The sequence below is a fragment of the Nocardioides luteus genome (assembly GCF_015752315.1).
Taxonomy (GTDB): Bacteria; Actinomycetota; Actinomycetes; order Propionibacteriales; family Nocardioidaceae; genus Nocardioides.
This window is the reverse complement of sequence record NZ_JADOVJ010000001.1, coordinates 625,229-640,095: the sequence shown is the minus strand read 5'-3', so window position 1 is coordinate 640,095 and position 14,867 is coordinate 625,229. Positions and strand designations below refer to the sequence as shown.

Annotated in this window: 11 protein-coding genes; 6 read left to right on the top strand and 5 right to left on the bottom strand. The window is 71.4% G+C overall.

The genetic code is table 11. The annotated features are described in order from the left end of the window. Positions 1-175 precede the first annotated feature (175 nt). The 5 genes from HD557_RS03040 to HD557_RS03020 form a co-directional block, all read right to left on the bottom strand. Positions 176-1,213, bottom strand: coding sequence for an alpha/beta hydrolase family protein (locus HD557_RS03040; RefSeq protein ID WP_231380156.1), 1,038 nt, complete (start codon positions 1,211-1,213; stop codon positions 176-178). Positions 1,214-1,312: 99 nt separating this feature from the next. Continuing rightward, complete coding sequence (gene groL / locus HD557_RS03035) at positions 1,313-2,944, bottom strand: chaperonin GroEL (protein ID WP_196872777.1); 1,632 nt, start codon at positions 2,942-2,944, stop codon at positions 1,313-1,315. A 210-nt stretch (positions 2,945-3,154) separates the two neighbouring features. Beyond that, positions 3,155-3,688 (bottom strand): GNAT family N-acetyltransferase, encoded by a 534-nt coding sequence (locus HD557_RS03030; RefSeq protein ID WP_196872776.1) that lies wholly within the window; start codon positions 3,686-3,688, stop codon positions 3,155-3,157. Positions 3,689-3,879: 191 nt separating this feature from the next. Next, positions 3,880-5,214, bottom strand: coding sequence for a M1 family metallopeptidase (locus HD557_RS03025; RefSeq protein ID WP_196872775.1), 1,335 nt, complete (start codon positions 5,212-5,214; stop codon positions 3,880-3,882). Between the two features lie 15 nt (positions 5,215-5,229). Next, positions 5,230-9,069 (bottom strand): Pls/PosA family non-ribosomal peptide synthetase, encoded by a 3,840-nt coding sequence (locus HD557_RS03020; RefSeq protein ID WP_196872774.1) that lies wholly within the window; start codon positions 9,067-9,069, stop codon positions 5,230-5,232. Between the two features lie 212 nt (positions 9,070-9,281). Here HD557_RS03020 and HD557_RS03015 point away from each other — a divergent pair, with 212 nt between their 5' ends. From HD557_RS03015 to HD557_RS02990, 6 genes are all read left to right on the top strand, one after another. Continuing rightward, positions 9,282-9,641, top strand: coding sequence for a YciI family protein (locus HD557_RS03015; protein ID WP_196872773.1), 360 nt, complete (start codon positions 9,282-9,284; stop codon positions 9,639-9,641). Then, positions 9,641-9,988, top strand: coding sequence for a YciI family protein (locus tag HD557_RS03010; RefSeq protein WP_196872772.1), 348 nt, complete (start codon positions 9,641-9,643; stop codon positions 9,986-9,988). Before HD557_RS03015 ends, HD557_RS03010 begins: the two co-directional genes overlap by 1 nt. Further along, positions 9,985-10,323, top strand: a complete 339-nt coding sequence (locus tag HD557_RS03005) for a YciI family protein (RefSeq protein WP_008360842.1) — start codon at positions 9,985-9,987, stop codon at positions 10,321-10,323. The genes HD557_RS03010 and HD557_RS03005 overlap by 4 nt, the downstream gene beginning before the upstream one ends. A 7-nt stretch (positions 10,324-10,330) precedes the next feature. After that, positions 10,331-11,590 (top strand): RNA polymerase sigma factor, encoded by a 1,260-nt coding sequence (locus HD557_RS03000; RefSeq protein WP_196872771.1) that lies wholly within the window; start codon positions 10,331-10,333, stop codon positions 11,588-11,590. 17 nt (positions 11,591-11,607) lie between these two features. Next, on the top strand, positions 11,608-13,176 hold the full coding sequence (locus tag HD557_RS02995) for an AMP-binding protein (protein WP_196872770.1): 1,569 nt from the start codon (positions 11,608-11,610) through the stop codon (positions 13,174-13,176). A 78-nt stretch (positions 13,177-13,254) separates the two neighbouring features. Further along, positions 13,255-14,853, top strand: a complete 1,599-nt coding sequence (locus HD557_RS02990) for an AMP-binding protein (RefSeq protein ID WP_196872769.1) — start codon at positions 13,255-13,257, stop codon at positions 14,851-14,853. The last annotated feature ends 14 nt before the right edge of the window (positions 14,854-14,867 follow it).

The window sequence follows — 14,867 nt, the reverse complement described above, 5'->3', positions numbered from 1 at the left end:
GCAGAACTTCACCCGGACACTTCCTTGGGCTTCAAAGCCCCCCAGATCCAGACGCTTCCCCGCAGTCGGCCACTGTGTGGAGCACCCATGTTGCGTTACCGAGCTGTTGTCGAGACAGTGTCGAAAGTCCCCAAAAGGATGGGACCGCTGGACCCCTCTGCTCCGTCTGGTCAGGTCATCCCAGATGACGATCGAGGAACCCGATCACCCGCCTGATCGAGAGGTCCCACTGCGGCCCGAAGGCATGCTGCTCGCCTTCGTAGACCCACAGCCGCTGACGTACGCCAGCGCTCTCCATCAGGTCCCTCGTGGTGTAGGCCCACCGGATCGGGCAGGACTCGTCGTCGGTCCCGTGATGCATCTGGACCGGGACCTCGATGCGGTCGAAGTACGTCCGGGCCGAAAGACCCGCCCAGAACTCCGGCTCGCGCTCCGGGTCCCCGTGCTGCCGGTAGAGCCGGGCCACCTCCTCGGGCCGCGACGGCACCGCCCACCGGTTGATGTTGTCGACGATGTCCGAGGACACCGACGCGTACGTCACCCCAGCACGCACCAGGCCGGGCTGGGCGACGAGCGCGTTCATCACCACGGCCCCGCCCATGGAGCGGCCGAGCAGCGCGGTGCGGTCGGGGTCGACGTACGGAAGCCTCTTCATCGCCTGGACGGCGTTGATGGTGTCGCGGGTGTAGCCGAGGCGGCTCTCGTCCTCCTCGGTCCCTTCGGGGATGGGCGAGGATCCGGCGTGGCCGCGGTAGTCGGTGTGCAGGACGACGTAGCCCTCCCGGGCCAGCCGGTCCTGCTCGCGCCTCAGGCCCTGCCCGGTGACGTAGATGTCGGTGTCGATGTGGCCGTGGGCGAGGACCACGCCGGGGAACCGCCCCTCGCCGCGCGGCCGGAGGAGCACCCCGGTGATCGTCAGCGGCCCGCTCGGGTAGCTGACCTCGAAGCGCCGGTAGGCGTCCGTGCTGCCCGACTCCCGCAGCACCGTCACCTCGCCGCCCGGGAACTCCTCGCGCATCAGCTGCGGCAGCGAGACCCTGTCGGTCACCGGCGGCAGCGTCTCCGACGGGCTCGGGGAGGGTGCGGCCGACGAAGCCGGCGCTGACACCGACGGCGCCGCTGTCCGCGACGGCGGCGTAGCGGCCGGCTCTCCGCCACAGCCGGCGAGGAGCACAGCCGAGATCGCCAGCGCCGACGCCGCCTTCAGGCCCATGTCGTCGAGGGTAGCCCTGACCTCCACGGCCCTCGGGAAAACGAACAGGTGCCCCCGCCGGTCGGCGGGGGCACCTACGTGTGCTCTAGCGGAAGAGGCTCAGAAGCCCATGCCGCCCATGTCACCCATGCCACCGGTCGGGTCGCCAGCGGCGGCCTTCTCCGGCTTGTCGGCCACGACGGCCTCGGTGGTGAGGAACAGCGCGGCGATCGACGCGGCGTTCTGCAGCGCGGAGCGGGTCACCTTGGCGGGGTCGATGATGCCGGCCTGGAGCAGGTCGACGTACTCGCCCGTGGCCGCGTTGAGGCCCTGGCCGACCGGAAGACCGGCGACCTTCTCCGCCACGACGCCGCCCTCGAGGCCGGCGTTGATGGCGATCTGCTTCAGCGGCGCCGAGATGGCGGCCTTGACGATCGAGGCACCGGTGGCCTCGTCGCCCTCGAGCTCGAGCTTCTCGAACGCGGTGGTCGCGGCCTGGATCAGCGCGACACCACCACCGGGGAGGATGCCCTCCTCGACAGCAGCCTTCGCGTTGCGGACGGCGTCCTCGATGCGGTGCTTGCGCTCCTTGAGCTCGACCTCGGTGGCCGCGCCGACCTTGATGACGGCCACGCCGCCGGCCAGCTTGGCGAGGCGCTCCTGCAGCTTCTCGCGGTCGTAGTCGGAGTCCGACTTCTCGATCTCGGCGCGGATCTGGTTGACCCGGCCCTCGATCTGACCCTGGTCGCCCGAACCCTCGACGATGGTGGTCTCGTCCTTGGTGATGACGACCTTGCGGGCCTGGCCGAGCAGCTCGATGCCGGCGGTCTCCAGGGAGAGGCCGACCTCCTCGGAGATGACCTGGCCACCGGTGAGGATGGCGATGTCCTGCAGCATGGCCTTGCGGCGGTCACCGAAGCCCGGGGCCTTGACGGCGACGGACTTGAAGGTGCCCTTGATCTTGTTGACGACCAGCGTCGAGAGAGCCTCGCCGTCGACGTCCTCGGCCAGGATGACCAGCGGCTTGCCGGTCTGCATGACCTTCTCCAGGACCGGGATCAGGTCCTTGACGCTGGAGATCTTCGAGTTGACGATCAGGATGTACGGGTCGTCGAGGACGGTCTCCATACGCTCCGGGTCGGTCACGAAGTAGGCCGAGATGTAGCCCTTGTCGAAGCGCATACCCTCGGTCAGCTCGAGGTCGAGCCCGAAGGTGTTCGACTCCTCGACGGTGATGACGCCTTCCTTGCCGACCTTGTCCATCGCCTCGGCGATGATCTCGCCGACGGTGGTGTCAGCAGCCGAGATCGAGGCGGTAGCAGCGATCTGCTCCTTGGTCTCGATGTCCTTGGCCTGGGCGAGCAGCTGCTCGGAGACGGCGTCGACGGCCGCCTCGATGCCACGCTTCAGGCCGGCCGGGTTGGCACCCGCGGCGACGTTGCGCAGGCCCTCGCGGACCAGCGCCTGGGCGAGAACGGTCGCGGTCGTCGTGCCGTCACCGGCGACGTCGTCGGTCTTCTTCGCGACCTCCTTGACCAGCTCGGCACCGATCTTCTCGTAGGGGTCCTCGAGCTCGATCTCCTTGGCGATGGACACACCATCGTTGGTGATCGTGGGGGCGCCCCACTTCTTCTCGAGCACGACGTTGCGGCCCTTGGGACCGAGGGTGACCTTGACGGCGTCGGCGAGGGTGTTGAGACCCTTCTCCAGACCCCGACGGGCCTCCTCGTTGAAAGCGATGAGCTTCGGCATTGCTCCTGCGATCCTTCACTTGGGAAGTTCGTTGGATCCGGTCCGATGGGTTGCCCGCGACGGACGACGCCACTCCCGGCAGAACCCTTCCCTGCCGCTCGCGACGCCTCAACGTCACCGGTCCGGTTGTTGTCACTCTCATGGTAAGAGTGCCAGCCTCATGTTTAGCACTCGACCCCTGCGAGTGCAAGAAGATCGGGGCGGCGACGGTCAGAGAGACTTCGCGAGCTCCGCGAACTCGAGGTCGTCGCGCAGCGGCACGCCGAAGCGCTCGTCGCCGTAGGGGAACGGCTCGAAGCGCCCCGTACGCCGGAACCCCCGCCGCTCGTAGAACGCGATCAGGTCCTCGCGCTGTCGGATCACCGTCATCCGGATCTCCTCGGCGCCCCACTCGATCGCGATCCGCTCGGCCTCGGCCATCACGGCCTTGCCGACACCGGCCCCCTGCAGGCCCGGCGCGACGGAGAACATGCCGAAATAGACGTACGCCTCGCGCTTCTGCAGCTGGCAGCAGGCCACGATCTCCCCCGACCGCGCGGCGGCCGGTTCGGCGACCAGGAGCCGGGAGCCCGGCGCGGTGATGACCTCGCGTACGCCCTCCGGGTCGGTGCGCTGGCCGGCGAGCAGGTCGGCCTCGGTGGTCCAGCCGGCGCGGGAGGCATCACCGCGGTAGGCCGACTCGATCAGCCCGACCAGGGCATCCACGTCGGAAAAGGTGGCGTCACGGAAGGTCAGCTCAGGCACGTCGCCGAGGATAGTCGGGGTCAGCGCCCGCTGGTCGAGCCGTGAGGCCGCCTGCGGCCGAGCGTGTCGAGACCAACACAGTCCTGTCGTGTGCCGGGGGAGACCGTGTTGGTCTCGACACGGATTCGTTCGTTCCTCACGAATCCGGCTCGACCAGCGGGGAAACGGCTCGACCAGCGGCGTGGCTGTCTTCAGGCGGGCAGGTCCGGCAGCGCGGACCGCCGCAGCCAGGCGTCGAAGAGCGGGGTGAGGTCGCGGCCGCAGACCTCGGCCGCGAGCGCCTCGAAGTCGGCGGTGGTGACCGAGCCGCCGCCGTGTCGGGCGACCCAGGTGCGCAGGATCCGGAAGAAGGAGTCGTCCCCGACCGTGCGGCGCAGCGCGTGCAGGGTGAGCGCTCCACGCTTGTAGACCCGGTCGTCGAACATGTCCGCGGAACCGGGGTCGGCGAGGACCAGGTCCTGCGGCAGCGCGGCGAGCCGACGGTGGTGGTGGCGTGCGTGCTCGCCGCAGGCGCGGCCTCCGGAGGTGTCCGACCACAGCCACTCGCTGTAGCAGGCGAAGCCCTCGTGCAGCCAGATGTCGCGCCACTCGCGCAGGGTCACCGCGTTGCCGAACCACTGGTGGGCGAGCTCGTGGGCCACGAGGCGTACCTCCGACCACTCGCCGGTGAGGTGGTTGCGCCCGAAGGTCGACAGCGACTGCGACTCGAGGGGGATCTCGAGCTCGTCGTCGGTGACCACGACGGAGTAGGAGGCGAACGGGTAGGGCCCGAAGACGGAGGTGAAGTAGGCCATCATCTCCCGCTGCCGCCCGAAGGAGGCCTCGAACCCGGCGCTGGCGTCGACCGGGTACGCAGCCCGGATCGGCACCCGGCCGCCCGGCCCTTCGGTGGGCGCGATGTCGATGACCCGGTAGCTCCCGATCTGCACCGTGGCGAGATAGGTCGCCATCGGCTCGGCCTCCCAGTAGCGCCAGGTCTCCCCGCTGCCGCGGCGTACGCGGGAGGTCAGCTCGCCGTTGGAGACCACCGCATAGCCGGGCGCCGTGGTCACGCTGATCGCGTAGCGGGCCTTGTCGGAGGGCCGGTCGTTGCACGGGAACCAGGTGGGCGCACCATGCGGCTGACCGGCGACGATGACACCGTCGTCGAGCTCCTCCCAGCCGGCGTCGCCGTGGTGCGGCAGCACCACCGGGCGGGGCTTGCCGGAGTACCTGACCGTGATCACGAACTCCTCGCCCGCCGCGATCCGCGAGCGGAGGTTCAGGACCAGACGGTGGTCGCGGTGGCTCCACTTGGCCGGCGGACGGCCGTCGATCGCCACCTTCTGCACGCGCAGGTAGGCGAGGTCGAGGACGACGCGGTTGATGTCGTCGACCGCGACCGCACGGATCGTGGCTGTGCCCGTGAGCCGGTTGCCGACCAGGTCGTAGGTGAGGTCGAGGTCGTAGTGGGTCGCGCTCCACGACGGGTCCCCGTGTCCCGGGAGGTAAGGGTCGGCGGTGGGGAGCTTCGGCACGGCGGTCATCGTAGGGGCACCCGCTCAGCCGGCCTGGTCCCAGGGACCGATCGGGTTGCCGATCCACAGCGTCTTGTCCGGGAGGCTCTCCCCGCGCATCACCAGCGAGACCGGGCCGACGACCGCGTGCCGGCCGATGGCGGCGGCGGGCAGGATCACCGAGTTGGGGCCGAGCGTGGCGCCTCTCCTGAGCGTGACCGTGTCGAGGGCCAGCACACGGTCGTGGAAGAGATGGGTCTGCACGACGGTGCCGGCGTTGACGGTGGCGCCGTCGCCGAGCTCGACCAGGTCGGTCTCGGGGAGCCAGTGGGTCTCGATCCACACACCGCGGCCGATCCGCGCCCCGAGCGCACGGAACCACAGGTTGAGCACCGGGGTGCCCGACACGGCACCGGTGAACCAGGGCGCGGCGAGCACCTCGACGAAGGTGTCGGCCAGCTCGTTCGCCCACACGAACCAGCTCCACAGCGGGTGCGAGCCCGCCCGGATCCTGCCCACGAGCAGCCACTTCGCCACCACGGTGATGCCGGCCGCGACCGCTCCGGCGGCCGCGAGCACCGGTCCGGTGACCAGGGCCGCGACGAGCAGGCCGGTCGCCTCCCAGATCACGATCAGTGCGTAGGCCACCCCGGCGTAGAGCAGCGCCGCGAGCGTCTGCGGCACCAGCCGGGCCAGCTCGACGAGCGCCCGGGCGACCTTGAGGCGTGCCGGCGGGTCATAGGTACGTCCCGAGTCGGCCTCGCCGGCCGCGCGGCGCAGCGGCGCGGGCGGTGAGCCGAGCCAGCTCTCGCCCTTCTGCGCCCGCTTGCGACGGGGAGCCGCGCTGAGCACGGCGACCAGGGAGGCCTTCGGGACCTTGCGGCCGGGCGCGGCCATGCCCGAGTTGCCGACGAAGGCGCGCTTGCCGATCTTCACCCGCTCGACCCGCAGCCAGCCGCCGCCGAGCTCGTAGCCGCCGATCAGGGTGTCGTCGGCGAGGAAGCTCTGGTCGTTGACCTGGGTCAGCCCGGGGATCATCAGCACCGTCGACGCCTCGACGTGCTTGCCGATCCTGGCGCCGAGCGCCCGCAGCCACAGCGGCGTCAGTGTCGAGGAGTAGAGCGGGAAGAGCCAGGTGCGCGCCTCGTCGAGCACCTGCATGGTCGACCAGACCGCGACACCGGCCAGGCTGCGTACGGGATGTACGCCGGGGCGGATCGCCAGGCCGGCGAGCCGCACCACCGCCCAGATCAGGGTGGCCAGGGTGAGGAAGCCGGCCACCACCGCGACCGGGCTCCAGGCGAGCAGCGGTCCGATGTCGGCGTAGGAGCCGGGCACCCCGGCCAGGGCGACGCCGACGAGGACGCCGACGCCGACGGCGACCGCGGGGAGCAGGGCGAGCACGGCCGCGGCGATGCCGTAGAGGAGCATCCAGACTCGGGCCCGTGCCTGCGGCGGCTGCCAGGGCCCACGCGCCTCGCGGGCGGCGCGGACGGCCGGCGAACCCGACCAGAACTCGCCCACCGGCACCGTGCCGAAGACCGCGGACCCGGGTCCGACCTCGGCGTCGTCGCCGACCCGGGTGCCGGGCAGCAGTGTCGACCGCGCCCCCACCCGGGCGCGATCGCCCACCGAGACCTCGCCGAGATGGAGCACGTCGCCCTCGATCCAGTGACCGGAGAGGTCGACCTCCTGCTCGATCGAGCAGCCCTTGCCGAGCGTGAGCATGCCGGTGACCGGCGGCAGGCTGTGCAGGTCGACGTTCTTGCCCATCCGCACGCCGAGCAGCCGGGCGTACCAGAGCATCCACGGCGCCCCGGCCAGTCCGTGCGCCCCGAGCTCGTCGACGGCGTGCGTGGCCAGCCAGAGCCGCAGATGGACCTTGCCGCCGCGCGGGTGCTGCCCGGGACGTACGCCGCGCAGGATCAGCCGCGCCGCACCCGCGGCGAGCAGCATCCGTCCGGGCGGGGTCAGGAAGGCGAGGGCGGCCGGGACGAGGACCCACCAGCTGAGCGAGGGCAGCCAGGGCGCCCACGGCTGCGCGAGCGTCGTCCCGAGCGCGATCCAGGTCAGCCAGCGAGGCGCGGCCAGGCAGCGCAGCAGGATCGTGGCGACCACCTGCGCGACCTGGGTCTCGAGACGTACCGCCGGCACCTCGCGCTCGGAGACCGCCGCCGAGCTGTCCAGCTCGTCGACATAGGCGGCCAGCGCACCCAGGCTCGGCCGGTCGTAGACGTCACCGAGCGCGACCTCCGGGAAGCGCTCCCGGATCAGGCTGACGATCTGGGCCGCGGTCAGGCTGCCGCCGCCGAGGTCGAAGAAGTCCGCCTTCGGCCCGGAGACCTCGGCGCCGAGCACGTCGTTCCACAGCCCGGCCAGCCAGGCCTCGGTGTCGCTCAGCCCCTCCCCCGCGCCCGCCGTGGACGCCAGCGGCCACGGCAGCGCGTCGCGATCGACCTTCCCGCTGGTACGCGTCGGGAGGCTGTCGACCACGGCCAGCCGCGGCACCAGGGCCGCCGGCATGTCGGCCCGCAGCCTCGCGACGGAGGCGGCCTGGTCGAAGGTCTCGTCGACCGTGACGTAGCCGACGAGCAGGCTGTTGCCGGCCGTACTCTTCCGCACCGCGGCCGCAGCCCCGACGACACCGTCGAGCTGCAGCAGGGCGCTGTCGATCTCGCCGAGCTCGATCCGCCGGCCACCGAGCTTGATCTGGTCGTCGGCGCGGCCGCCGAAGAGCAGCCCGGCAGGGTCGTTGACGACCAGGTCGCCCGATCGGTAGGCGCGCTCCCAGCCGAGGGTCGGCATCGGTGCGTACTTCTCGGCGTCCTTGGCCGCGTCCAGGTAGCGCGCCAGGCCGACGCCGCCGATGATCAGCTCGCCGGTCTCGCCCTCGGGGACCGGGATGCCCGTCGCCGGGTCGACGACGGCGAGGTCCCAGCCGTCGAGCGGGAGACCGATCCGCACCGGCCCCTCCGCGCTCAGGCGGGCGCCACAGGCGACCACCGTGGCCTCGGTCGGACCGTAGGTGTTCCACACCTCCCGGTCGGGCGTGACCAGGCGGGCGGCGAGCTCGGGCGGGATCGCCTCGCCGCCGGTGATCAGCAGCCGGACCCGGTCGAGCGAGGACGGCGGCCACAGCGCGACGAGCGTCGGCACCGTCGAGACGATCGTGATCTGGTTGGCGACCAGCCACGGGCCGACATCGACCCCGGAGCGCACCAGCGCCCGCGGCGCCGGGACCAGGCAGGCGCCGTAGCGCCAGGCCAGCCAGATCTCCTCGCAGCTCGCGTCGAAGGCGACCGAGAGGCCGGCCATCACCCGGTCGCCGACCCCGATCGGGGCGTCCCGGAGGAAGAGGCGCGATTCGGCGTCGACGAACGCGGCGGCGTTGCGGTGGGTGACCGCGACCCCCTTCGGCGTACCGGTCGACCCGGAGGTGAAGATCACCCAGGCGTCGTCGCCGGTCGACGGCTCCTCCGGCTCGCGTGCCTCGCGGGGCCCGGCCGCCGTGGTGACCCGCAGGTCGTTCGTCACGACCGCCGCGACCTGCGCCTCCCCGAAGACCAGCCGCGCCCGCTCCTCGGGGTCGTCGGCGTCGACCGGCACGTAGGCGGCTCCCGCGCAGAGGATGCCGAGGATCGCGACGTACAGGTCGGTGGTGCCGCTCGCGATCCGCAGCCCGACCTTGTCCCCGGGCCCGATCCCGGCAGCGTTCAGCTCGGCGGCCAGCCCGTCGGCGGCCTCCTCGAGCTCTGCGTACGTCAGCAGGCCGTTGCCCGCCTCGACGGCCGGCTCCTCGGGCACCTGGGCAGCGGTGGCCCGGAAGATGTCGACGAGAGTCCGGGGCTCAGGCGCGAGATCGCCTCGCAGCAGGGGATCGTTCACGCGACCACGTCCGTAGCGCAAGCGCCATCATACGGACGCGGTCGCGTGAGGCTTGGATGGTTCACTCGCTGACGCTCGCTCACACGCGGAGCCTTCCGGGGTCAGTTGAACGGATGCCATACATCTTCCGTCCTTCTCGGTGTCGATTTGGCCTTGTCCCACCCGTCATCCCCGGTGACAGACTCACACCGAGACGAGAAGGGGAACCCACGATGACCAGATACATGGTGCTGCTGCCGACGAACGAGGCCTTCTGGGCCGAGTCGACGCCGGAGGAGAAGGCCGCCGGGTACGAGGTGCACGGCAAGTTCGCCAAGCTGCTCGCCGAGCGCGGCCACAAGGTCACCGGCGGCGCCGAGCTCCACCACTCCAGCAAGGCCAAGACGCTGCGTAAGCAGGGCGGCGAGGTGGTGATCACCGACGGCCCGTACGCCGAGACCGTCGAGCACGTGACCGGCTTCTACACGATCGAGACCGACGACGTCGCCGACATGCTCGAGTGCTGCAAGGTGCTCGCCGAGCTCGAGACGGCGCTCGAGGTCCGCGAGATCGTCGAGCACGGGGAGATGTGATGAGGTATCTCCTCCTTCTCGGCGGCCCCGACCACCACGCCCGCTGGGACGCCCTCCCCGAGAAGCAGAAGCAGGCCGCGTACGCCGACTTCGGTGCGTTCGCGAAGGCGGTCGCCGAGCGCGGCGAGCTGATCGACGGCGACGCCCTCCAGCCCGCCACCACGGCGCGGACCGTCCACGAGGACGGCGCCGTGACCGAAGGCCCGTTCGCGGAGTCGGTCGAGCAGCTGGGCGGCTACTACGTGATCGACGTGCCCGCGATCGACGACGCCGTGGCCCTGGCGAAGCTGCTGCCGAAGTACTTCGCCGTCGAGATCCGGCCCACCCAGGGAGTGCAGATCCGATGACCCGCTACTACCTGCTCATCCCCAACGTCGAGGCCGAGTGGCAGGCCAAGACGGAGGCGGAGAAGGATGCGCTGTTCGCCGTGCACGAGAAGTTCGCGGCGCTGCTCGCCGAGCGCGGCCACACCGTTCTGAAGGGCTACGGCGCCGCGCTCGCCGTTCCGTCGACGGCCGTGACCGTACGGTCCTCCGGGATCACCGACGGGCCCTACACCGAGACGGCCGAGCACCTGGCCGGGCTCTACGTCGTGGAGTCCGAGGACCGCGACGACCTGGCCGAGTGCTGCCGGCTGCTCGCCACGGTCGAGTCGGCGATCGAGATCCGGGCGACGGACTAGCCACGCGATGCTGGAGACGCTGCTGCGCGACGAGTGGGGCCGCCTGCTGGCCCTGCTCGTCGCGCAGTTCCGCCGTCTCGACCTGGCCGAGGAAGGCCTCGCCGACGCCTTCGAAGCCGCCGCCGCGCGCTGGCCGGCCGACGGCGAGCCGGACAACGGCCCCGCCTGGCTGCTCACGACCGCTCGCCGGCGGATCGTCGACCGGATGCGCTCGGAGGAGGTGCTGGCTCGCAAGATGCCGTTGCTCGTGGTCGACGCCGGGCTCACCCAGGAGGCCCAGCAGGTGATGGCCACGGTGCCGGCCGAGGCCGGTGGCGAAGCGGTCACCGACGAGCGGCTGCGGCTGGTGCTGCTCTGCGCCCACCCGACGCTGTCCCGTGAGGCGGCCGCGGCACTGACCCTCCGGCTGGTCCTCGGCGTCTCCACCGAGGACATCGGGCGGCTGTTCCTCCAGTCGAAGGCGACCATGGCGGCGCGGCTGACCCGGGCGCGCAAGCGGCTCGCGGGCGCCTCCTTCGAGGTGCCCACGGACCTCGCCGACCTGCGGGAACGGGTCGGCATCGTCGCCGAGGTCGCCTATCTCGCGTTCACGGCGGGCTATGCGCCCGGCACCGGCCCCGACGTCGTACGCAGCGACCTGGCCGGCGAGGCGATCCGGCTGGTCCGCGTGCTGCGGGCGGTGCTCCCGGCGCCGGACCCGGAGGTCGACGCTCTGCTCGCCCTGATGCTCCTGCAGCACTCGCGCCGGGACGCGCGGCTCGGGGCCGACGGGGGCCTGGTGCTGCTCCCCGACCAGGACCGGACGGCCTGGCGCCTGGAGGAGATCGCCGAGGCGCTCGCGATCCTCACCCCGCTCGCCCATGCAGCACCGGCACCCTATCTGCTCCAGGCGCTGATCGCCGCGGAGCACGCGGTCGCGCCCAGCTCCGAGGCGACCGCGTGGGACCGCATCGTCGAGCGCTACGACGAGCTGCTCACGCTGCGCGACACCCCGGTCGTACGTCTCAACCGGGCCGTCGCGGTGGCCGAGGTCTCCGGCGCCGAGGCCGGACTGAAGGAGCTGGACTCGGTCGCCCTGCCGGGGCACCGGCTGCCTGCCGTACGTGCGCAGCTGCTGGAGCGGTCGGGGCGCGACCGGGACGCGATCGAGGCCTACGAGGAGGCGATCGCGCTCTGCGCGCACGGCCCGGAGCAGGCCGATCTCGCCCGACGACGGGACGCCCTGCAAGGTTTTGCATCCCGACCGGTAGACGAGAACACGTTCTAGTTGCCACACTCGGTGCTGTGACCCCGATCACTCTTCCGGACATCATCGAGGCGATGGCCGACGCCGTCCCCGACCGCACCGCCGTGTTCACGATGGAACACGCCTACAGCTTCGCCGAGATCGACGAGCGCGCGAGCCGGCTGGCCAACCACCTCATCGCGCAGGGCATCGAGCCGGGCGACCACGTCGCCGTCCACTCCCGCAACCGGATCGAGTGGGTCGACGCCTTCTACGGGTGCATGAAGGCGCGGGCCGTGCCGATCAACATCAACCACAAGTACCTCCACGACGAGCTCGACCACCTCTACCGCAACTCCGACGCGGTGATGGCGATCATCGGACCCGAGCACGTCGAGGCGGTCGCCGCGCTCGGGCTCGGGATCCCGACGCTGGTGCTGGGCGAGGAGTACGACGCCGCGGTCGCCGCCGCGTCCAAGGAGCGCCCGGACATCGAGCGCAGCCCCGACGACCGCTACGTCATCTACACCGGCGGCACCACCGGGATGCCGAAGGGCGTCGTGTGGCGCCAGGAGGACATCATCCGGGCCGCACTGAACGCGAGCCGGTTTGGAGCGCCCTTCGACACCGTCGAGCAGCTCGCCGAGGAGGCCGCCGCGCAGGAGACGCCGATGGTGCTGCTGGCCTGCGGCCCGATGATGCACGGCGGCAGCCAGTGGATCATGGGCAACGGCCATGTCGCCGGCTGCACGGTCTCGCTCTACACCGAGCCGGCCTGGTCGGCCGAGACGATCCTCGACCTCGTCCAGGCCGCCGGGGTCAACTCGCTCACCTTCCTCGGTGACGCGATGGGCCGGCCGGTCGCCGAGGCGATCCTGCGCGAGCCGGAGCGGTGGGACCTGAGCAGCCTGTTCGCCGTCTCGAACGGCGCCGCACCGCTCTCCGCAGGCGTCCGCGCCCAGCTCCGGGAGGCGCTGCCGGGCCGCTACATCCTCGACTCCTACGGCGCCTCGGAGTCCGGGGCGACCGGCATGCAGGTCGACGAGGGCAAGGACGGCGCGCAGGCCGCGCCGAAGTTCCAGGTCGGGATGGACGTGCAGGTCTTCGACACCGAGCTGAAGCCGTGCGCGCCGGGCGAGACCGGGATGCTCGCCCGCACCGGCTCGATCCCGCTGGGCTACTACAACGACCCGGTCAAGACCGCGGCGACCTTCAAGGAGGTCGACGGGCAGCGCTGGTCGATCCCGGGCGACTTCGCACGGCGCGAGGAGGACGGCTCGATCACCGTCCTGGGGCGCGGCTCGGGCTGCATCAACACCGGCGGCGAGAAGGTCTTCCCCGAGGAGGTCGAGGCGGTCCTGCTGCGTCACCCGGACGTCTTCGACACCGCGGTCGTCGGCACGCCGCACGAGCGCTGGGGCCAGCAGGTCACCGCTCTCGTGCAGCTCCGCGAGGGCGCCGCGACCTCGATCGACGCGCTCCGGGAGCACTGCCGCAGCCTGATCTCGGCCTACAAGGTGCCCAAGGACATCCTGCTCGTGGAGCGAGTCCCCCGCACGCCCGTGAGCAAGGTGGACTATCGTGCGAGCGCTACGGTCGCTACCGAGCTGCTCGAGGCGCGTACGTGACGACCGGCTGATCCGACGTACGGTTCGGTGCCGTACGGCCCTCTATCAACTGGAAGGCACATACGCCCTGTGTCCGCCGTGATCCCCCTCACACTGCCCGACATCCTGGAAGCGATGGCCGATGCGATCCCCGACCGCACCGCAGTCATCACCACCGAGCGCGCCTACACGTACGCCGAGATCGACGAGCGTGCCACGCGCCTGGCCAACCACCTGCTGAGCGTCGGCCTCGAGCCGGGTGCCCAGGTCGCCGTCCACGCGACCAACCGGATCGAATGGGTCGACGCCCTCTACGGGTGCCTCAAGGCCCGCACGATCCCGGTCAACATCAACCACGCCTACCGGCGTGACGAGCTCGCCAGGACGTACGCCGCCACCGACTGCGTCGCGGCCATCGTCTCCCCCGAGTTCACCGACGACCTCGACGAGCTCGAGCTGAAGCTGGACCACCGGGTCGTCCTCGGCCCGGACTACGACGCCAAGGTCGCCGCGGCGTCCAAGGAGCGGCCGACGGTCGGGCGTACGCCCGGCGACTGGCACATCATCTTCACCACCGGCACCACCGGCACCCCGAAGGGTGCGGTCTGGCGCCAGGAGGACCTGATCTGGGCGGCGCTGAACACCGTCCGCCGCAACGCGCCGATCCCGTCGGTCGAGGGGCTCGCCGCGGAGGCGGCCGCCCGCGACTCGGGCGTCGTCCTGCTCGCCGGTGGACCGCTGCTGCACGGCCAGAGCCAGCTGCTGCTCCTGCGGGCGCTGGTCGCCGGTGGCACCGCGGTGCTCGACACCTCCGAGTCGTTCTCGGCCGAGGCGTTCCTCGACCTCGCCGAGAAGTCTGGTGCCACCGCGATCACCCTCCTCGGTGACGCCCAGGCGCGTCCGGTGGCCGCCGCCCGCCTCGTCGGCAAGAAGCGCTGGCCGCTGCACTCGCTGGCGGGCGTCTCCAACACCGCGGCACCGCTCTCCGACGGCGTCCTCGCCGTCCTGCGCAACGCGTTCGCCCGCCGCGTCATCGTCGACTCCTACGGCACCCTGGAGACCGGCGTCACCGGCTCCCGCGCCGACGACGGCTCGCCGCTCGCGCCCGGTGAGGCGCGGTTCATGGTGGGCCCGGAGGTGGAGGTCTTCAACCCCGACCTCACCCCGGCGGCTCCCGGCGTCGAGGGGCTGCTGGCCCGCTCCGGCCCGGCCGCGCTCGGCTACTACAAGGACAACGCCCGCTCCGCCACCGCGATCAAGCTGATCGACAACCGGCGCTGGACCTTCCCCGGCGACCTCGCCCGTCGCGAGGAGGACGGCTCGATCACCCTGCTCGGCCGGGCCGCGACTTTGGTGCGGACCGGTGATCTCGAGATCCACCCGGAGACGATCGAGGGCGTGCTCCTCGCCCACGACGACGTCGTCGACGCCGCCGTCTTCGGCATGCCCCACCCGCGCTGGGGCCAGCAGGTCGCGGCGCTGGTGCAGCTGACCCCGGGCTCCGAGATCGCCGCCGCCGACCTGCGCAAGCACGCCCGATCGGTGCTCGGGGACTCTCACGAGCCCAAGCTCGTCCTGCTGGTCGAGTCGGTGCCGCGTACGCCGGCGGGGACCGTCGACTACCGCGCCGCCACCGGCCTCACCGCCGACCTGCTCAGCACCGGCGGCAAGCGTGCCGACGAGGCCGACCCCGAGTAGCCCGAGCTGGCGCA